This is a genomic window from Bradyrhizobium sp. AZCC 2176 (assembly GCF_036924645.1).
Classification (GTDB): domain Bacteria; phylum Pseudomonadota; class Alphaproteobacteria; order Rhizobiales; family Xanthobacteraceae; genus Bradyrhizobium.
In genome coordinates this window covers 323,540-342,841 of record NZ_JAZHRX010000001.1, presented here as the reverse complement: position 1 = coordinate 342,841, position 19,302 = coordinate 323,540, and the positions used below count along the sequence as shown (strand labels likewise).

The 19,302-nt window shown below is 63.5% G+C and carries 19 protein-coding genes and 1 pseudogene; 6 read left to right on the top strand and 14 right to left on the bottom strand.

The annotated features are described in order from the left end of the window. Window positions 1–9: 9 nt before the first annotated feature. The 6 genes from soxX to V1288_RS01480 form a co-directional block, all read right to left on the bottom strand. On the bottom strand, window positions 10–468 hold the full coding sequence (gene soxX, locus V1288_RS01505; protein WP_442893900.1) for a sulfur oxidation c-type cytochrome SoxX: 459 nt from the start codon (window positions 466–468) through the stop codon (window positions 10–12). Beyond that, a complete protein-coding gene (locus V1288_RS01500; RefSeq protein ID WP_334355394.1) occupies window positions 461–1,753 on the bottom strand; it encodes an FCSD flavin-binding domain-containing protein in 1,293 nt (430 codons plus the stop codon). The genes soxX and V1288_RS01500 overlap by 8 nt, the downstream gene beginning before the upstream one ends. A gap of 12 nt (window positions 1,754–1,765) precedes the next feature. Continuing rightward, entirely contained in the window at window positions 1,766–2,062 is a 297-nt protein-coding gene (locus V1288_RS01495; RefSeq protein WP_334355393.1) for a c-type cytochrome, read from the bottom strand. A gap of 59 nt (window positions 2,063–2,121) precedes the next feature. After that, window positions 2,122–4,308, bottom strand: a complete 2,187-nt coding sequence (locus V1288_RS01490) for a xanthine dehydrogenase family protein molybdopterin-binding subunit (protein WP_334355392.1) — start codon at window positions 4,306–4,308, stop codon at window positions 2,122–2,124. 10 nt (window positions 4,309–4,318) lie between these two features. Beyond that, window positions 4,319–4,768, bottom strand: coding sequence for a (2Fe-2S)-binding protein (locus V1288_RS01485; RefSeq protein WP_334355391.1), 450 nt, complete (start codon window positions 4,766–4,768; stop codon window positions 4,319–4,321). A 154-nt stretch (window positions 4,769–4,922) separates the two neighbouring features. Beyond that, complete coding sequence (locus V1288_RS01480) at window positions 4,923–6,317, bottom strand: MFS transporter (protein ID WP_334355390.1); 1,395 nt, start codon at window positions 6,315–6,317, stop codon at window positions 4,923–4,925. Window positions 6,318–6,568: 251 nt separating this feature from the next. Between V1288_RS01480 and V1288_RS01475 the strand changes: the two genes are divergently transcribed. The 4 genes and pseudogenes from V1288_RS01475 to V1288_RS01460 all read left to right on the top strand — a co-directional run bounded on the left by V1288_RS01475 (window position 6,569) and on the right by V1288_RS01460 (window position 10,526). Then, complete coding sequence (locus V1288_RS01475) at window positions 6,569–8,338, top strand: ABC transporter permease (RefSeq protein ID WP_334355389.1); 1,770 nt, start codon at window positions 6,569–6,571, stop codon at window positions 8,336–8,338. Between the two features lie 23 nt (window positions 8,339–8,361). After that, window positions 8,362–8,769 (top strand): annotated as a pseudogene (locus tag V1288_RS01470) (extracellular solute-binding protein); the annotation flags it as partial. Window positions 8,770–8,842: 73 nt separating this feature from the next. Next, on the top strand, window positions 8,843–9,394 hold the full coding sequence (locus V1288_RS01465; protein ID WP_334355388.1) for an ABC transporter substrate-binding protein: 552 nt from the start codon (window positions 8,843–8,845) through the stop codon (window positions 9,392–9,394). 28 nt (window positions 9,395–9,422) lie between these two features. Next, window positions 9,423–10,526, top strand: coding sequence for an ABC transporter ATP-binding protein (locus V1288_RS01460; protein ID WP_334355387.1), 1,104 nt, complete (start codon window positions 9,423–9,425; stop codon window positions 10,524–10,526). 34 nt (window positions 10,527–10,560) lie between these two features. Here V1288_RS01460 and V1288_RS01455 read toward each other — a convergent pair whose 3' ends face one another. The 6 genes from V1288_RS01455 to V1288_RS01430 all read right to left on the bottom strand — a co-directional run bounded on the left by V1288_RS01455 (window position 10,561) and on the right by V1288_RS01430 (window position 15,778). After that, the gene (locus V1288_RS01455) at window positions 10,561–11,349 is read right to left on the bottom strand and encodes an ABC transporter ATP-binding protein (protein WP_334355386.1); all 789 of its coding nucleotides are present in this window, start codon (window positions 11,347–11,349) and stop codon (window positions 10,561–10,563) included. Beyond that, the gene (locus tag V1288_RS01450; RefSeq protein WP_334355385.1) at window positions 11,337–12,392 is read right to left on the bottom strand and encodes a dihydrodipicolinate synthase family protein; all 1,056 of its coding nucleotides are present in this window, start codon (window positions 12,390–12,392) and stop codon (window positions 11,337–11,339) included. The genes V1288_RS01455 and V1288_RS01450 overlap by 13 nt, the downstream gene beginning before the upstream one ends. Window positions 12,393–12,403: 11 nt before the next feature. Then, window positions 12,404–13,228: a GNAT family N-acetyltransferase gene (locus tag V1288_RS01445; RefSeq protein WP_334355384.1), complete on the bottom strand. Its 825-nt coding sequence runs from the start codon at window positions 13,226–13,228 to the stop codon at window positions 12,404–12,406. Continuing rightward, window positions 13,215–14,252, bottom strand: a complete 1,038-nt coding sequence (locus tag V1288_RS01440; RefSeq protein ID WP_334355383.1) for an NAD-dependent epimerase/dehydratase family protein — start codon at window positions 14,250–14,252, stop codon at window positions 13,215–13,217. The genes V1288_RS01445 and V1288_RS01440 overlap by 14 nt, the downstream gene beginning before the upstream one ends. 18 nt (window positions 14,253–14,270) lie before the next feature. Beyond that, on the bottom strand, window positions 14,271–15,041 hold the full coding sequence (locus V1288_RS01435) for an ABC transporter permease (RefSeq protein ID WP_334355382.1): 771 nt from the start codon (window positions 15,039–15,041) through the stop codon (window positions 14,271–14,273). Between the two features lie 89 nt (window positions 15,042–15,130). Continuing rightward, window positions 15,131–15,778 (bottom strand): TetR/AcrR family transcriptional regulator, encoded by a 648-nt coding sequence (locus tag V1288_RS01430; protein ID WP_334355381.1) that lies wholly within the window; start codon window positions 15,776–15,778, stop codon window positions 15,131–15,133. A 99-nt stretch (window positions 15,779–15,877) separates the two neighbouring features. On the opposite strand from V1288_RS01430, the gene V1288_RS01425 reads away from it, so the two are divergent. Together V1288_RS01425 and V1288_RS01420 are read left to right on the top strand one after the other, a co-directional pair. Next, the gene (locus V1288_RS01425; RefSeq protein WP_334355380.1) at window positions 15,878–16,882 is read left to right on the top strand and encodes an ABC transporter substrate-binding protein; all 1,005 of its coding nucleotides are present in this window, start codon (window positions 15,878–15,880) and stop codon (window positions 16,880–16,882) included. 71 nt (window positions 16,883–16,953) lie between these two features. Continuing rightward, window positions 16,954–17,382, top strand: a complete 429-nt coding sequence (locus tag V1288_RS01420) for a DUF1772 domain-containing protein (RefSeq protein ID WP_334355379.1) — start codon at window positions 16,954–16,956, stop codon at window positions 17,380–17,382. Window positions 17,383–17,389: 7 nt separating this feature from the next. Here V1288_RS01420 and V1288_RS01415 read toward each other — a convergent pair whose 3' ends face one another. Together V1288_RS01415 and V1288_RS01410 are read right to left on the bottom strand one after the other, a co-directional pair. Next, window positions 17,390–18,376: a Bug family tripartite tricarboxylate transporter substrate binding protein gene (locus V1288_RS01415; protein ID WP_334355378.1), complete on the bottom strand. Its 987-nt coding sequence runs from the start codon at window positions 18,374–18,376 to the stop codon at window positions 17,390–17,392. A gap of 64 nt (window positions 18,377–18,440) precedes the next feature. Further along, on the bottom strand, window positions 18,441–19,253 hold the full coding sequence (locus V1288_RS01410) for an IclR family transcriptional regulator (RefSeq protein ID WP_334355377.1): 813 nt from the start codon (window positions 19,251–19,253) through the stop codon (window positions 18,441–18,443). Window positions 19,254–19,302: the final 49 nt, after the last annotated feature.

The following is a 19,302-nucleotide window of genomic DNA, read 5'->3' as shown; positions in this document are numbered from 1 at the left end:
CATTGCTTCCTATTCGCGCAAGCTTCCGAGATACGCCACGATATCCTCGATCTGTTCGGCCGACAGGATCGGCTTGCCGCGCCATGGCGTCCCGACGCGGTTGAGGCCGTCCACGCGGTAATAAGACGGCATGATGGTCGCACCATTGAGGCGAGACGCATCCACCAGCCGGAGCCGAAGCTGACCCTCGGACGCGCGGCTGCCGGAACCGGAAAGATCGGGCGCCAGGTCGCCCTGAAACTTCTGCTCGGGAAATGGGCCGCTGTGGCAGAGGATGCAAGTGCTGGAACGTTCGACGACGAGCGCGCGCCCGCGCGTCGCATCGCCGGCCGCGCCCGTCAGCGACTGCGGAATGGCATCGCCGATGACAGCATGGCTGCGGAGGTCTTCCGCGGCTGTCAAACCGGGCAGCGCCAAGAGGGCGCCGGCAAGGATCGGACCCGAGATGCGATGGGTGTGCTTAGCCAAAGACTTCCGCCGTTACGGTCGAAAACCAGGATTGCGCATAGTCGGCCTCGCGCGCGCGGAACTCGCGTGGCGCATCCGCCGGACTGACGCCGCCGGCGCCTTCGACGTCGGCCAACACTCCGTTCTTCGGCTGGTAGACGCCGGCGATTGAGATGCCGTAGTCCGGGGCCGCCAGACTGTAGCAGGTATTGATCAGTTTTGGCGTGGCCGGCGATCCGCCTGACAGCAGTGTGGCAATGGCGGCCGCGCAAACCTTGGCCTGCGCATTAGCCGAGAATGCGGATTTTGGCATGCCGCCGGCGAGACAGGCGTCGCCGATGACATGGATGTTCGGCGCCGATTTGGACTCGAAGGTAACCGGATCGATCGCGCACCAGCCGGTGTTATCAGTCGCGCCGGCAATGGTGGCGATGCGGCCGGCCCGCTGCGGCGGAATGACGTTGGCCACCTGGGCGGTGTGGTTGCCGAAATCGGTGATCAGCGTGTTGGTCGCGGGGTCGACGGCGTTCACCTTGCCGCCCTGTGACAGCGATACCCATTCTATCATCCCCGGATAGAGCTCCTTCCAGGCATTCTGAAACAGACGCTGCTTGGAAAAGGTGTCCTTGGCGTCGAGGATGAGCAGCTTCGAGCGTGGCTTTTTGGTCTTCAAATAATGCGCAATCAGGCAGGCGCGTTCGTAAGGTCCCGGCGGGCAGCGGAAGGGATTGGCGGGCGCTGCGATCACCACCAGGCCGCCATCGTCCATGGCGTCGAGTTGCCTGCGCAGCAACAGCGTTTGGTCACCGGCTTTCCAGGCATGCGGCATCTTCGCCGCGGCGGCCTCGTCGTAGCCCTGCAACGCGTCGAAACGCAGGTCGACGCCGGGAGACAGTACCAGCCGGTCGTAGGAAAGCGTCGTGCCGTCGGCGAGGCCGACGGTCCGCGCCGCTGCATTGACCGCCGTTGCCGCCTGCGCCGCCACGGTCACCCCGCCGGCGGCGATCTTGTCATAGCCGAACTGTTGCGCCTCGATCGAACGTAGTCCGGCAATGACATTGTTGCTGAACGGGCAGGCGACGAAGGTCTTGTTCGGCTCGACCAGCGTGATCTGCAGTTTCGGATCGATCGCTTTCAGCGCGCGTGCGCAACTCGCGCCGCCGAATCCGCCGCCGATCACGACCACGCGTGGCGCGGATTGCGCGAACGCGGGCAGCGGAAACGCCGAGGGAAACGTCAGGGCCGTGACGGTGACCGCGCTTGCGCCCACGAATTCCCGGCGGGTCATGCGAAGGCTGGTACTCATGCCGGCGCCCCTTTACTTCTGTGCCGCGAGCCACGTCGCAATCGCGCGCAGTTCGTCATCGGAGAAGCCCTTGGCGATGCGGTTCATGACGGTGGCGGGAAGCGAGCCGTCGCGAAATCCAGTCATCGCAGTCATGATCTCGCCGGCGTCGCGGCTGTACAGCCGCGACACAGGGGAGGCTGTCGCCGCTCCGGAGGTGTGGCAACCGGAGCAGGATGCCGCGCCGGGCGGGGGCTCGGAAGCCGCAAGCACCGGCAGGCCCGACGCCATGACCATCGCAATCGCGACGGCGACACGCAGCGCTTTCATCTAGCTGATCTCCCGATGGAGAGCGGCGGCACTCGCGTTGAGGCCGCCGCCCGCTGTCGTCAGGCGAACGTGATGTTCTGGTCCCTCAGCGGCACCGAGCGAATGCGTTTGCCGGTCGCCGCGAAGTAGGCGTTGAGCACTGCGGGCGCCGCGACACCGATCGTCGGCTCGCCGACGCCGCCCCAGAAACCGCCGCTCGGCACCATGACGCATTCCACCTTCGGCATCTCGTTGATGCGCATCGAGTTGTAGGTGTCGAAGTTGGTCTGCTCGATCTTGCCATCCTTCACCGTGCAGCCGCCATAGAACAGGGCGGACAGGCCATAGACGAAAGAGCCTGCGATCTGCCGCTCGACCTGCGCTGGGTTGACGACATAGCCCGGATCGGTCGAGGCGACGATGCGATGCACCTTGATCTTGCTGCCCTCGGTGACGGAGATTTCGGCGGCACCCGCGACATAGCTGCCATAGCCCATCACCTGCGCAATCCCGCGATAGACGCCTTGCGGCGCGGGCTTGCCCCAGCCGATTTTCTCCGCCACGGCGTTGAGCACGGCGAGATGCTTCGGATGCTTGCTCATCAGCTTGCGGCGGAATTCAACCGGATCCTGGCCCACCGACTGCGCCAGTTCATCCATGAAGCATTCCATGTAGATCGCGTTCTGGTTCACGTTCACGCCGCGCCAGAAGCCGGGCGGAACGTGCGGGTTGCGCATGGAATGCTCGACCAGCAGATTCGGCACCGAGTAGCCGATCGCTGCATCGCCGGAAGGACTGAGGCCCTGGAACGCAGCCGTATCCATGCCGTTCACCAACGCCGCCGGGCGCACCGAGAACAGGATCGATTGGCCGGACAATCTGACGTGCAGCGCTGTAAGATTGTTGTCGGCATCGAAGGCCCCGGTGAGCTTACATTGCGTGACCGGATGAAACTTGCCTTGCGCCATGTCCTCTTCGCGCGACCACAACAGCTTGACCGGCGTGCCCGGCATCTGCTTGGCGATCAGAACCGCCTGCCGGACATAGTCCGTCATGCCGCGCCGGCCGAAGCCGCCGCCGAGGATGAGCTTGTGTACCTCGCATTTTTCGGCCGGCAATCCCGAAGCTTCGAGCGTGGCGGCAAATGCCGCTTCGCCGTTCTGCGTGCCGCACCAGACCTCGCATTTGTCCGGCGTATAGAGCGCGGTGGCATTCAGCGGCTCCATGGTGGCGTGGTTCTGGTAGGGATAGTTGTAGACCGCCTCGACCTTCTTGGCGGCGCTTGCAATTGCGGCCTTGGCGTCGCCGTTCTGGTTGCCGACGTACGCCGGCTGGGCATTGTCGAGGCCTTCAGCCAGCCATTTGGCGATCGACTCGCTGGAGACTTTGGCATTCTCGCCTTCGTCCCAGACGATCGGCAGCGCATCTAGCGCGGTCTTGGCGTGCCACCAGGTATCGGCGATGACGGCGACCGCGCTGTCACCGACACGGACCACCTTCTTCACGCCCTTCATGCCCGTGATCTTGGCTTCGTCAAAACTCTTCAGCTTGCCGCCGAAGACGGGGCAATCCTTGATCGCGGCGTTGAGCATGCCGGGCAGCTTGACGTCGGAGCCGTAGATCATCGCGCCGGTGGTCTTGTCCACCGTATCGAGCCGCTTCACGCCCTTGCCGGCGATCTTCCAGTCCTTGGGATCCTTCAGCTTGACGTCCGCCGGCGGTTCAAGCTTCGCGGCGGCTTCGACGACCTTGCCGTAGGTCGTGGTCCTGCCCGACGGCGTATGCGTGATGACGCTGTTGGAAGCGGTGCATTCCGAGGCCGGTACCTTCCATTCATTAGCGGCGGCCTGCACCAGCATTACGCGCGCGGTGGCGCCGCCCTTGCGGACGTAGTCCTGGCTGGAGCGGATGCCGCGGCTGCCGCCGGTGGAGAAATCGCCCCAGGCGCGCTTGCGTGCGACACTTTGACCCGGCGTCGGATATTCAGTGATGACCTTGGACCAGTCGCATTCGAGTTCTTCGGCGACGAGTTGGGCGAGGCCGGTGAGGGTGCCTTGGCCCATCTCCGACCGGGCAATGCGAATCACGGTCGTGTCGTCGGGGCGGATCACCACCCAGACATTAACCTCGGGTGAGCCGTCGGCGGCGCGGACGACCGTCGGTCCACCGAACGGAATATCGAGACCGATTGCCAGGCCGGCGCCGGCAGCGGCAGTGCCGATCACGAAGGCACGGCGATTGAGTTTGGGCATGACGTGTTGGTTCATGGCGTCCTCCTCAAGCGTTCGCGGCGGCGTGGATCGCCTCGCGGACCTGCTGGAAGGTCCCGCAGCGGCAGATATTGGTGATGGCCTCGTTGATGTCCTCGTCGGTCGGCTTCGGTTTCTCCTTGAGAAGGGCGGCAACCGCCATGATCATTCCGCTCTGGCAATAGCCGCATTGCGGCACGTCATTCGCCACCCAGGCCTGCTGCACCTTGTGCAGGGCGCCGTTGCTGGCGAGCCCCTCGATCGTCGTGATCTGCTTGCCGGCGGCTTCGCTGACCGACATGCCGCAGGAGCGCATTGCGACCCCATCGACGTGAACGGTGCAGGCGCCGCATTGTGCGATGCCGCATCCATATTTGGTGCCGGTCAACCCAACGTTTTCCCGGATTGCCCAAAGCAGCGGCGTGTCGTCTTCGACGTCCACGTTGATTGATTTGCCGTTGATTGTGAGATTTGCCATCGCGTATCCCCTGTTCGCTCAATCCACCGAGTGAGCTGCGCGCGGGAAGATGGCCTGCAACCTGGAATCGTTCAAATCAAGAAAATGCGTGGTGGCGTTAGGGAAGAAAGCCGATCTACCGGTGTTGCGTGGGCACGCGCCCCCTGCATAGCAGTTATGTCCGTTCTGCGCCCACCGCCAGTCGCAGGAAACTCATCAGGCTCCCAAGCGCGGCAAATCCGGCCCCGAGCATCAGCGCCACCGTCGCGCCATCATGGCCGGCAAGGGCAAAACACAGGGCAGCCAGCGCAGCGCCCAGGGTTTGTCCGGTCAGGCGTGCGGTCGCAACGATGCCGCTTGCGCTGCCACTGCGATGCGGCGGCGCGCTTGACATCAGCGCCCGCAAATTGGGCGTTTGAAAGAAGCCGAATCCGATCCCGCAGATCACCGTGCGCCAGACGATGTTGGCAATGCCGGGATCTGGTGGCAGCGTCGCCAGCAGCACCATGCCGATGCCGAGCAGCACCAGCCCGATGCCGCCAAGGATGCCGACCGGATAGCGATCGGAGAGTCGGCCTCCGATCGGCGCCATGATCGCCACCACCAGCGGCCAGGGCGTCATGAAGAACCCGGTTTCCACCTGAGACCTGTGCAGCACGTCCTCGAAGTAAAAGGGCAGCGAGACGAAGGCCAGCCCCTGTACCGCAAATGAACAGACCGACGTGGCTGCCGACAGCGCGAAGATCGGCCGTCGAAACAAGTCGATCGGCAACATCGGCGCCGGGTGGTCCGCATCTCTGCGGGTCATCATCCAGCCGAGCAGCAAGGCTGCGCCAAGCGCCAGTCCGACCAGGGCCGGAGGCGCCTGATGCGCCGCGCTGCCAATTCCGACAATGAAAAGCCCGAGGCAGCTTGCGGTCAGCGCCGCGCTCGCAAAATCGAACGGGTGCTTCGCGCGCGGCGTTTTCGGCAAAGTCTTCAGGCCGATCCAGATGGCGATCACGCCGAAGGGGATGTTGATCGCGAACAGCCACGGCCATGTTCCGATCGCAAGGATCGCGGAGGCGATCGTCGGGCCGAACGTGAACGCCGTTCCGACCACCAGCGCGTTGTGGCCGAAGCCACGGCCCAGCATGTGGGTCGGATAGACGAAGCGGACCAGTGCCGCATTCACGCTCATGATGCCGCTGGCGCCCAACCCTTGCAGGGCCCGCGCCGCCGTCAGGCTGGGCAGCGACCATGCGAAAGCGCATCCGAGCGAGGCCAGCGTGAACAGCAGCAGGCCGCCGAGATAGATCCGCTGATGGCCGACGATTTCACCGAGCGCGCCGAGCGGCAGCAGCGTCGCAACCAGTGCGATCTGATAGATGTTGACCACCCAGACCACATCGGCCGGGCTGACATGGAGATCGGCGGCAATGGCGGGCAGGGCCACGTTGGCGATCGCCGTATCCAGCGAGGCCAGCGCCAGCGCGGTAAAGATCGCCGCGACCGCCCAGCGCCGGAGTTCCGGGGGCAAGCCGTCGATCGGCGCGGGGGCGTGCGACTTTGCAGTTGTATCCAGTGACATTCTATCGGGCTCTCCACGCCAGGGGCGGTCGCGCCCTCTGCGGCGTGTACTACGGACCTGGCACGAGCCACAGGCACGCCGCTGCATGATGCGTATGCGAAGCGACCGCCGGTATGGGAAAAAGCCCCTTCCGCGCCATATCCGCGCGCCGACTTTCGGATACCTTTCCGCCCGCCGGGTGATCGACTAGGCTTGAGGCGCACAGCGACCGTAATTCAATAAAAAGACGGTCGCCGGCGAGAGGAAGCGCTTTGAACGGACTGGCGAGCCGGTACAGCGAAGTCATGCGTAGCGCGGGTGAGGCCAGGCGTGGGCGCGTATGGCCGGGCTTGTGGGTTTCGCTCCTGCTGGCGATCCTCGGCTTTCTCGTCATCTACCCGATCCTGATGCTGCTGCTCGGCGCGCTCACCGATACCAATCCGGTGGTCGACGGCATCAGCCTCAGTCATCTCTCGGTCACGAACTTCCTCACCGTGCTGGCGAACCCGAATGTCGTCGAGGCGTTGGCCAATACGCTGATCGCCTGCGGCGGCGGCACATTGATTGCGGTCGCGGTCGGATTGCTGTTTTCCTGGATCGTCGTCCGCACCAACACGCCGTTCAAGGGTTTCATCGCGGCAGCCAGCATCCTGCCGTTGTTTGCGCCGCCATTGGTCGCCGGCGTTGCATGGGCCATTCTGGGTTCGCCGAAGACGGGCCTGATCAACACCATGTTCAAATGGGTGGGGCTGGACTGGCGCGTCGATTTCTACTCGATGTGGGGATTGGTGTTCGTGTTCGGCATCTACTACGCGCCCTACGTCTACATGTTCACTTCGTCGGCGCTGCGCAACATGGATCCGAGCCTGGAGGAGGCCGCCGAGATTTCCGGCGCCAGCGCGTTCGCGACGCTGTTCACGGTGACGTTTCCGCTGATCATGCCGGCGATCGTCTCGGGCATGCTGCTGTCGTTCATCGTCATGCTCGGCATCTACGGCATCCCTGCGGTGCTGGGCGCGCCGACCAACCTCGCCGTGCTGACCACCTATATCTTCAAGCTCACCAACTGGTCACCGCCGCTCTACAACACCGCCGCAGCGGTGGCGATCATCCTGATGGTCGTCACAGGGCTGCTTGTGTTCCTGCAGCACAAGGTTCTGAGCGGCCGCAGCTACACCACCGTCGCCGGCAAGGCATTCCGTCCACGCAGCCTCGATCTCGGGCGCTGGCGCTGGTTCACCTTCGGTCTCGGCATTGTCTATCTGCTGGTCGTGGTGGTGCTGCCGTTGCTCGCGCTGATCGTTGCCGCGTTCCGCAAGTTCATGTTCATCCGCGACGTCAGTAGCCTGTTCGATGCCAGGCAGTATTCGCTGATGCATTTCCAAAGCATCTTCGACAATCCGCTGACCCTGCGCTCGATCTACAACGCGGTCGAGGTCGGGCTGATCACCGCCGTGGTCGGCGGCGTGCTGGCGTTTGCGATCGGCTACACCATTCACCGCACCCCGGTGACGGGCCGGCGTTGGATCGACGTGATCTCGACCTTACCAGTCGCGATCCCCGGCCTCGTCGTCGGCGTCGCCTATCTCTGGGCATGGATCGGCATTCCCGGCGGGCTCTACGGCACGATCTGGATCCTGGCGCTGGCGTTCATCGCGCGCTTCATGCCGGATACGGTCAAGTCGCTGTCGACCTCGTTCCTACAGATTCATCGCGAGCTCGAGGAGGCGGCCTGGGTGTGCGGTAAGGGCATGCTTGGCACCATCCGGACCATCGTGCTGCCTTTGGCGCGGCCGGGCGTGATCGCTTCGATGACGCTGTTGTTCGTGCTTGCGATCCGCGAACTCGGCTCGTCGCTGTTTCTCTACACCAGCGATACCATGGTGATGTCGGTGCTGTTGCTCGACTACTACGAAGGCGGAAATCTTGGAAAGACCGCAGCCTTCAGCCTGGTCCAGACCGTTCTGCTCGGCGTTCTCATCGGCGGCGCCAACTGGCTGTCGCGCGGTGCGGCGCAAGGCAGTATCGCCCGAACCGGATAATAAGACGAAGGGGAGGATTGGCTATGACTGGAAGGATCTTCACCAAAATTGCAATCGCCGGCATCGCCGGTCTTGCGCTGACATGGAGCGCCGCGGCGCAGGCGCAGGAGTTCGGCTCGCCCGAATTGATTGCCGCCGCAAAGGCCGAGGGCAAGCTAGTCTTCTACACCGCGAATTTCGCCGAGGTCGAGCAGCAGGTCATCAAGGCCTTCAACAAGCGTTTCCCCGAGATCAAGGTCGAGATGGTGCGCGCGCCGGGCGGCCAACTCATCACCCGTGTGAAGACGGAAGCCGCGGCCGGAAAATTGATCGCCGACGTGGTCGATCATTCCGACCGCGCGCTGATGCAGCCGATGGCCGACATGTTCCAGGACTACGCGCCGCCGAATGCCGCCGACTACAATCCCGATGCGCAGATCGCACCCCAGCTCTGGCCGCGCGCCACACTGGTATGGTCGATCGCCTACAACACCGAGCTGGTGAAGAATCCGCCCAAGGACCTGGATGGACCTCACCAAGCCCGAATACAACAAATTGACCGGGCAGGTGATCGCTCCGTCGGGCGGCACTACATGGACCCGGGTGATGTTCGAGCGCCAGGTGCTTGGCGAGGATTACTGGGCCAAGCAGGCTGCGACCCATCCGGTGCTGTATCCATCGGGTGCGCCAATGTCGGATTCGCTGGTACGCGGCGAAATCGCGATGGGGCCTTTGCTGTACAACGCGATCTATCCGAAGCAGAAGGACGGCGCGCCGATCCAGATATTCTTTCCGCCGGAAGGTGCGCCGGTCAATCCCTATGCGACGGGCATTCCCAAGACCGCGGCGCACCCGAATGCTGCAAAACTGTTTCTGAACTGGTGCCTGTCGAAGGAAGGGCAGACGTTCATGATCAAGGAACTCGGCAACCTTACATCACTGAAGGTGCCGCCGGCCTATCCGGAAGGCTTTGATCCCAAATTGGTCAAGGTGTGGTTTCCCAAGTTCGACGAGTATGTGAAGTTGCACGCACCCTGGGTGGCAGAGTGGAACAAGACCTACGGCTATGGGCAATGATCGTCAGATCAGGGAAACGATCGAACCGATGACGGCGACCCTCGAAGTCACCGACCTGCGCAAGCAGTTTTCGATCGGCCGGCCGGCGATCGACGGCGTCAGTTTTGGCGTGCCGGCCGGCGAGATCGTGGTCCTGCTTGGCCCCTCCGGCTGCGGCAAGACCACGACGCTGCGCTGCGTTGCCGGACTGGAGCACCCGTCCTCGGGTGAGATCAGCATCGCCGGCAGGGTGGTCTCGTCGCCCGAGCGCGGCATTCTGGTGCCGCCGCGGTTGCGCGACCTCGGCATGGTTTTTCAGTCCTATGCGGTCTGGCCGCACATGACGGTGCGGCAGAACGTGGTCTATCCGCTCAAGCACCGCAAGCTTTCGCGCAGCGATGCCCGCCGCAAGGTTGACGAGGCGCTCGAACTGGTCGGGTTGTCGGAATATGCCGAGCGGCCGGTGGTGGCGTTGTCCGGCGGCCAGATGCAGCGCGTGGCGCTGGCGCGCAGCATCGTCTACCGGCCGCAATTGCTGCTGCTCGACGAGCCCCTGTCGAACCTCGATGCCAAGCTGCGCCTGCGGTTGCGCGACGATCTTCGGGTCATCCTCAAGCAGACCGGGATGACCGCGCTGTATGTTACCCACGACCAGGCTGAAGCGGTCGTGCTGGGCGACCGCATCGGCGTGATGCGGGACGGCAAGTTGCTGCAGATGGATACGCCTGACGCAATCTATAACCGTCCGGCGGATTTGTTCGTTGCCAACTTCACCGGCGCGACCAACGAACTTGCGGGCACGCTGGTGTCGCGCAACGGCGCGTTCGGCACGGTCGATTTCGGCGACGGGCGGCGGGGCGAGGTGGCCTTGCTGCATGCGGTTGGTCCGGAAGAGAAGGTGCGAATCGCGCTGCGACCTGAAAATATCTCCATCGGCCAACATAACGGCGCCAACATTTTTCCTGCTCGCGTCCTCGACCGCCGCTATCAGGGCACGCAGACGGCCTACGGCATCGAACTGTTCGGCCGGCGGCTGGAGGTGGTTGAACTCGGCACCGCGGCCCGGCATCAGGTGGGTGTCGAGACCCAGGTTTCGCTGCCGCGCGAGAGTTGCTGGGCCTATCGCGATACCGGACCTGTGGCGTTTGAGTAGTCCGCAAAATGCGGAATTAGCGGAACCCGTCGACCTAAGCGCTTGGGCTCAATCCCAGCCGCGCATAAATCCGCCGCGCATAGGCGCCGAATTCGTCGGTGGTCTTGATCGGCAAGGCGCGCGGAAACGGCAATTCAATCGGGAAATATTCGGCCATCCGCGCCGGGCTTGCGGTGAGCACGGCGCAGTGCGAGGCGAGGAACACCGCTTCCTGGATGCTGTGGGTCACGAACAGGATGGTCTTGCCGCTCTCGCGCCAGATCCGCAGCATTTCAAGGTTCATCTGTTCGCGGGTCAGCGCGTCGAGCGCGCCGAACGGCTCGTCCATCAGGATCAGTTTTGGATCATGGATGAAGGCGCGCGCAATCGCCGTGCGCTGCTGCATGCCGCCGGACAATTGCTGCGGATATTTGTCTTCGTAGCCGGCCAGGCCAACGAGGTTGAGCAGTTCGCGGGCGCGGCTCCGCGCGGCTTTCATCGGCAGGCCGACGATTTCAGCCGGCAGCAGCACGTTGTCCAAAATGGTTCGCCATTTCAGCAATAGCGCCTGCTGGAACACCATGCCGATGTCGCGGCCGGGGTCGAACGGTGTTTTCGAACTGCCGATTGTGATCGTTCCGCCGTCGGCGTCATGAAGGCCGGCCAGGATTTTCAGCACCGTAGTCTTACCGCAGCCGGAGGGGCCGACCAGCGAAACCAGTTCGCCTTCCTGCACGTCCATGGTGACGTCGGAGACGGCGAGGAATTCCGCGCCCTTGGACCGATAGACCTTGCGGACGTTCTTCAGGCTGATGAAAGGCTCGTTGGCGCTCATGCCAGCCATTTCTGCAGGTTCGCCTTCACGAAAGCGTCGTCGGACAGATCGGCATGCTCGCGGCAGACGCGATCGATCTCCGCCATCTGGCCGGGGCTGAGCCCCTCGTCAGGGTCGAGGCACCACAGCCCCTGCATTAGCCCTTGCCGCCGCAGGATTTCATGACAACCGGTGATGCAGCCGTGGAAATTGTTGGCGACATCGAAGAACGCGCCGTTGCAATCGGTGACGCGGGCATCGAGCGCCAGCAGGTCCGCCGGCACGGTGTCCTTGCCACGTGCCGCCTTGCACATCTCGAAATGCTTGATGGCGCTCGCGGTCCATACTGACCAGTGTCCGAGCAGGCCGCCCTTGAAGTAGGCGCGGGTGGTAACGCCCTTGTCGCGGAGGTCGAAGGGGAGGGTGAGATCCAGCAGGATGTGATCGTCATTGCCGGTATAGAGCGCGACGCGGTCGAGCGCGCCGGCGGCGGCCACCCCGCGCAGGACGTCGAGCGTCCGATAGCGGTTGAACGGCGCGATCTTGATGGCAATGACGTTGTCGATGGCGGCAAAGCGGCGCCAGAAATCAGCGCTGAGGATGACGCCGCCGACCGCCGGCTGCAGGTAGAAGCCGACCAGCGGGATTTCGCGCGCCACCGCCTCGCAATGGGCGATGATCTCGTCCTCGGATGCCGACTTCATCGCGGCAAGGCTGAGCAGGCCGGCGTGATAGCCGATGCCGCGTGCAGTCTGCGCCTCTGCCATGGCTTGCTGGATCGGGCCGGCGAGCCCGGCGACCATCGCGACCGGCCGCGTGGTCCACGAGGCCGCGGTCTCCGCCGCCAGTTCCAGCACTGGCCGATACAGGCCGACATCGCGGATCGCAAACTGCGTGGTGTGGACACCGACGGCCAATCCTCCGGCGCCGGCATCGAGATAATAGCGCGTCAACGCGCGCTGGTGCCGCAGGTCGAGCGCGCGGTTGGCATTAAGCGCGAGCGGATGCGCCGGAAGCACCGTGCCGTCGGCGATCAGCTTGCGAACTTCGGCTTTGATTTCGCTATGATGCATGAGCGCGCTTCCTATCCAAATTCTGGCCCGGCGACCGCGAACGGCAGTTGCGCAGGCGGCGCGGTGGGGCGGCCGAAGCGCATGCGCTGAAACGGCCGCTCGATGTTCCAGCCCGACTGAACAAGCCCGTTCAGAAACTCTTCCTGAGAATGGACGGCGTCGATCAGCCAGGGCCCGGTCTCGGAGCGGACGATGGCATCCACCAGCGCGAGCGCCTGATCGGCGCGATCGGCCAGCAGCGGACCGATCTGGCGCGCGGCGCGTCCATTGCGGACGAGGGCCATGGCTCCATCGTCAGACACGATACGAGAGCCCGGACGCGCGGAAAATTCCGACAGCAATGTGCTGCGGTCGAATCCCATGGCGCTGCCATCGCGTACGGCCAAGCCGTCGAGGTTGCCGGCCAATAATGGGCGTGTGGCCGTCATGCCTTGCCGCTTCTGCAGTCGCAGCCTCCGCAACTGCAGCGTCGGCATGAAGCCGAGAGGACCGTAGACGGCGGCACCGGCCGGGGTCGCGTCCAGCCAGCTCGTCAGGCCGCGTCGCCTCGCCACGTCGAGACAGGCATCGACGAGCCTGCTCGCAATGCCGCGGCGGCGAAACTCCGCGGTCACCAGCACCATGCTGATCCAGGCATTGCCCGCCGAGTAGGGCAGTAGCGCAGCAGTTGCGACCAGCCGTGCGCCGTCCCGCACGCCGAGCACGATTCCCTTGCTCAGGAAAAATCGCCAGTCGGCCTCATTCTGGTTCCAGCCCGCTTCGGTCGACAAGACAAGCCCGGCCAGCGCGTCGCCAACGCCGAGCTCGACGATGTTGATCGGCTCAATAGCGGCCATCGCGCACCTCGTATTTGGTGGGCTTGCCGAGGCTCGGCATCGATCGCGATACCCAGTCAGCGGTCCAACTGATGAGCTGCTCGGTATCGACGATCGGCAGGCCGAACAATCTCACGGCTTGCGACGTGTCGGTCAGCCACGCCGTCGGCTCCTCCTTGCCGGTGATGACGGGCGCGCGGCCAAAACGCTGGCCGAATTTCGCGGCGAGGTCGCGCACCGCCAGGATTTCATGGCCGCTGACATTGATCGGCGAAGTCGGCATGTCGCAATGCGCCAAACAGCGCAGCGCCTGCGACGATGCGTCGCCCTGCCAGATGAAATTGACATGGCCGAGGCTGACGTCGATCGGCTTGCCCAGCAAGACTTTGCTGGCGATGTCGTGCAGCACGCCGTAGCGCATGTCGATCGCGTAGTTGAGCCGGAACAGGCGCCCGGGCGTCGAATACTTTTTCGAGAAATACTCGAACATGCGCTCGCGCCCGACGCAGGATTGCGCGTACTCGCCGGGCGGGTTGGGAGCCATGCCCTCAGCCGAGCCTTTGCCGCTGACAGGCACGAACGGATAAACGCAGCCGGTCGAGAACGCGACGATGCGCGAAGCGGCAAAGGCCTGCGCGACCAGCGCAGGGACGTGCGAATTCATCGCCCAGGTCAGCGAAAGATCGCCCTCGGCGCCGAACTTGCGTCCGGCCATGAACACGACATTGGGAACCTTCGGCAGCGCCTTGATGGCGGCTTCGTCGAGCAGATCGCAACTGATGGTCTCGACACCGCGGGCCTGCAGCCAGCCTCGTACGCCGGCATCGCTGAAGCGCGCGACGCCGATGACCCGGCGATCCGGCACGGCGGCTTTCGCAAGGCCGGCCAGGGTTGGCCCCATCTTGCCGGCAACACCCAAAATCATGATGTCGCCGTCGACCTTGCGGAGATCGTCGATCAGCGCCTGGCTCGGACGGCACAGCAAGTCGTCGAGGGCTGCAATATCGGCAATCGTCGCCGGCAGGGTGTCGCGGGTCAGCAGCATGTTTCTTCCTTGGTCTTGTTACTGCAAGCGGATATCGCGGACGACGAACATCCGCTCTAAGCCGAGCACGAGCCCATACAGCGCTACGCCCAGCAGCGTCAGAAGCACCACGGCCATCACCATCGCCGGGGTATCGAGCGAGGACTGCACCTGGATCATGAGATAACCCAGCCCCCGCTCGGAGGCGATGAACTCGCCGACGATCGCGCCGGCCACCGCCAGGATCGCGCCGACCTTCATCCCCGAAAACACGTAAGGCAGCGCGCCCGGCAACTGGATTTTCCGGAATAGCGTCCAGCGCGAGCCGCGCAGCGACTTCACGAGATCAAGCAAATCAGGCTCGACCTCGCTCAACCCGCGCGCAGTCGTCAGCAAAATCGGAAAGAAACAGATGGAAAACGCGATCAGGATATTCGGAAAGATGCCGTAGGAGAACCAGACGATGAACAGTGGTCCCAGCGCCACCTTCGGAATCATGTTCAGCGTCACGAACAGCGGCAGCAGCAGCAGGCTGACCAGCGGCGACCAGGTGAACATCACGGCCAGCATGATGCCGACCAGCGCGCCGAGGCAGAACCCACCGAGAATTTCGATCGCCGTCACCGCGAGATTGGAAAGCCAGGCGTAGCTGGGCGACCCGAGCGTCGCGACGGTGGCAAGCGGCGAGGGCAGGATGAATTTCGGCACCTGGAAGGTGTCGACCAATACCTGCCAGAGCACGATCACGGCCAGATGCACGACCAGGATGATCGCGAAAGACCGTGCCGATCCGCCGTCACCGCTGAACACCGCACGCTCCCTTGGGTCTCGCGTCCGGTTCCCGGCCGCGTGGCGGCAATCCTATCGCGGCCTCTTCCGGTAATCAACCATCTGGTTGATTAGGGTCGCAGCGAATGCATCACCAGATCGACCACATGCCTGCGGCGGGCCTGCCTGGCGGCCCGGCTCGACAGGTCCTTTCCGAAGATCGCCGACAGGGTCGGCGTGTTCGAAAAGTAGAAATAGCTGAGCCCGGCAATCGAGATATAGAGATGTACCGGGTTGATACCTTTGCGGAATATGCCTGCCCTGACGCCCTCGCCGAGAATGGTCGAGACCAGGCTGACCAGTGGCGAATGCATCGCCTCGAGTTTGCGCGAGCCGCGGACGTGCCGGGCGCCGCCGCGGTTTTCGTCGTTCAGCAGCACGATGAAGTCGGGGTGCGCGGCGAGATGATCGAAGGAACTTTCGATCAACTTCTTTATCGCCTGTTCAGGCGGTAGCCCCTCGAGATTGAGCTTGCGCTCCTGGGCGCGGATCTCCTCGTAAACCCATTCGAGGACCGCCAGATACAGCGCGTCCTTGTCGCCGAAGTAATGATAGACGAGTTGCTTGTTGACGCCTGCGCGCGCGGCGATCTCGTCGACCCGCGCCCCGGCAAGGCCGCTGCTGGCGAACTCCCGCCGCGCCGCAGTTAGCAATTTTTTGCGCGTAGCAGCCGGATCGCGTCGCTGCGGCTTGGTATCGTCGATGCGCTTTTTGGGCATTTCCAACCAAATAGTTGACAAGTCGTCCGGTCCCTTGTTGCATTGGTAGCGTCACGGGAACGCGGCGACAAGATCGGGTTGCAGAACGAGGAGGGTACAATGAAGGCTTTGCGAATTGCGGGTTTGGCACTTGCGCTTGCCATGCCGGCTGTGCCCTGCGGGGCCGGCGAGGCCGTCAATTTGATCCTGAACTGGACGCCGACGGCGGATCATTCGCCGTTCTATTACGCCAAGTCGCAAGGCTGGTACGAGAAGGCCGGCATCGACCTGACGATCGAGGTCGGCAAGGGCTCGGGCGTCTCCTCGCTGAAGGTCGGCTCCGGCGGCTCGCCGTTCGGCATCGCGGACCTCGCGACCATGCTGGTGGCCAAGAGCAAGGGCGCCGATGTGGTGGCGCTGATGAGCATCTACGCCAATACCGGACAGACCTTCTACTGGCTGAAGAGCTACGGCGTGAACGGCCCGAAGGATTTCCCGAGCCACAAGATCGGCAATCCGCCGGGCGATGCGTCACGGGTGATGTGGCCGGCCTTTGCCAAGGCTGCCGGCATCGCGCCTGACTCCGTGAGCTTCGTCAATGTCGGCCCGACCGCCAAGATCGCAGCGCTGAAGAGCCACACCGTCGATATCATCAGCGATTTCTACAATGAGCACGATCTCAAGGTGATCGAATTCGGCGCCGATCTCGGCTACGTCAACTGGAAGGATATCGGGCTCAATCCTTACGGCAATTCGCTGATCGTCAACGGCGCGTACCTCGCGAAGAACCCGAAGCTGGTCGAGGAATTCGTCAAGGTCAGCCAGAAGGCCTACGCGGCCTGCGTCGCCGACGTCGCGCCGTGCCTCAAGGCGCTGCTCGACCAGGCTTCCGGTCTCGACAAGGAAAACCAGCAGCGCCAGTGGGAACGGATCAAATTCCTGATGACTGACGAATTCACGACGACCAAGGCGCTGGGTTGGATTGACGCCGAGCGCATGAAAAAGGACTACGAGCTGGTGCAGACCTATCTCGGCATGGAAAAGCCGTTTGACGTGAACACGGCGTTCTCGGTCAAGATGCTGGATACGTCGATCAAGATGGATGCCAGCAAGGTGAAGAAGTAGGGAGACACAGCCGTTATTGCGAGCGAAGCGACTTCCGCCGAAGCCTTGTCGAAGCGATACTGGAGTGAGTCATGTTTGCAGGACAGCTTGCGACGATCGTCGCCGCCGCGTTCGCCGGGGCCGCGTTCTACATCAACTTCGCAGAGCAGCCGGCGCGTCTCGGCCTTGATGATCGAGCCCTCTTGAAGCAATGGAAGCCAAGCTACGACCGCGGCCTTGCGATGCAGGCGAGTTGCGCGGTCATTTCGGGCGTGCTCGGCCTGATCGCGGCCTGGGCGACCGGGGATTGGCGCTGGATCGTCGGCGCGGTGCTCATTGTCGCCAACTGGCCCTATACGCTGTTTGGTATCATGCCGACCAATCACGCCTTGAAGGCGATTGCCGAGGACGATGCCGGCCCGCAATCGCGCGCCCTGATCGTGAAGTGGGGAGGCCTGCACGCGGTCAGGACAGGCCTCGGGCTCGCGGCGACGCTGTCCTATCTCTGGGCGCTGAACTAGCGCCGCATCACTGCAGCGCCATGCCCGAGGTCGCTATAACTTTCGTCAGCTTCTCGTGATCCGTCTTCATCAGCGCCGCGAGGTCCGTGAGCGGCATCGGCTTGCCCGGGATATTGGCGACGGAGAGCTGGCGCTGCACTTGCGGATTTTGCAGCGCTTTGCTGATGCCCTCGTTGATCTTGCCAACGATGCCGTCGGGCGTTCCCGCCTGAACATAGATGCCATACCAGGGCATGTAAGTGGCTTCCGGAAATCCGGCTTCAGCAATCGTCGGCACGTCAGGCAGATCGGCGACACGCTTGTCGGTCATCACAGCCAGCGGCTTTACGCTTCCTGCCTTGATGTGCGGCAATGCCAGTTCGAGAGAGACGATCTCGAAATGCATCAGGTTCGTCATCAGGTCAATCAAAGCTTGCGGTTGGCCCTTGTACCCGACATTGGTGAGCTTGATGTTTGCCGCCTGAAACAGTTTTTGCGCGCTCAAATCGATGGAGGAGCCTGTGCCGGGATTGCCGAAATTGAGTTCGCCCGGCTTCCTGCGCGCGATCTCGACGAATTCCTTGACGGTGCTGGCCGGCATCGATGGGTGGACCAGCGCCACGCTTTGATTCCAGACCGCGAGGCCGACGCATCTGAGGTCCTTCAGCGCGTCCCAGCCGGCGTCCTTGTAGAGCGTCGGGTTGACGAGCGCCGCCGGGCCGGTGACCAGCCAAGTGTAGCCGTCGGGTTCGCTGCGCGCCACTGAGGCCGTGCCGATATTGCTGTTGCCGCCCGGCCTTGCCTCGACGACGACGGTCTGTTTCCAGTCGCGCCCCACCTGTTCGGTCACGGCGCGGGCGACGATGTCGACAATGCCGCCGGCGGGATAGGGCACGATGATGCGGATCGGACGGTTCGGGTAATTGCCCTGCGCCTGCGCTGCATTGGCGAGCAGCATGGCTGCGCCCAAAGCAAATCCCACGGCGAAGCCCAGCGCGGTTTTGACCGGGCTCATTCTTCCCTCCCCATATGTCATGCACCGGTCGAACGGTGCGCCTTTGCCCCTCTGTCGGGGGAATTCAGTCGTTGGCCACCAGCGAGCGGATGCTGCGCGCCAGGCCCAGCATGCGCGGCCCGCACTCACGCTCGATCTGTTCGGCGTTGAAACGAAACGAGGGAATGCCGCAATTGACGGAAAGGCAGTCGCCCGACGGCGTGCGGTACAGCGGTGCGGCGACGCCAAAAATTTCGCGCCGCCATTCGCCGAGCGAGATCGCAAAGCCGCGCTCCTTGCAAAGCTCGACGTCCGGAAGCGTCCGTGCCTGCACGTAGTCAGCTTCTTCCGGACGCTCGGCCTTCACGTTCGCCACATAGGCGTCGAGCTCGTCCCTGGTGAAGAGCGATAGCAGTGCGCGGCCGACGGCGGTCGGCGCCAGCGAGCTGGCAAAGCCGACATCCGGCAAATGCGTCACGGCGTCGGTCGTGCGCACCGTTTCGACATAGATGAAGTCGAGCCCGAACGGCATCGCGATGGAAACCGTGCCGCCGGTGTACGCGGCGTAATCGCGCATCAGGGGCCGCGCCAGTTGCCGCACCTTCAGCGCCGACAGTACGGGGTAGGCGGCGGCCAGAATACCGAGCCCGAGCTGGAAGCGTCCTTTGGCATCGCGCTTGAGGTAGCCGAGTTGCGCCAGCGTGTAGGTCAGCCGCGACACCGTCGGCCGCGACAGGCCGGTATGCAGCGCGAGTTCGGCGTTCGAGAGCGAGCCGCTGCGATTGCGAAAGGCAGCCAGCACGTCGAGCCCATGCGCCAGCGTGGTCGCGAAGGCGGGATCGGCCTGGTCCTCCGCCGCCCGCGGCTTTAGGGGATCGATGCTTGAGATCGCTGCCATGACCGGAATTTGGCCATGGTCCCCATTTTTGTCAATATATCGAAATGAA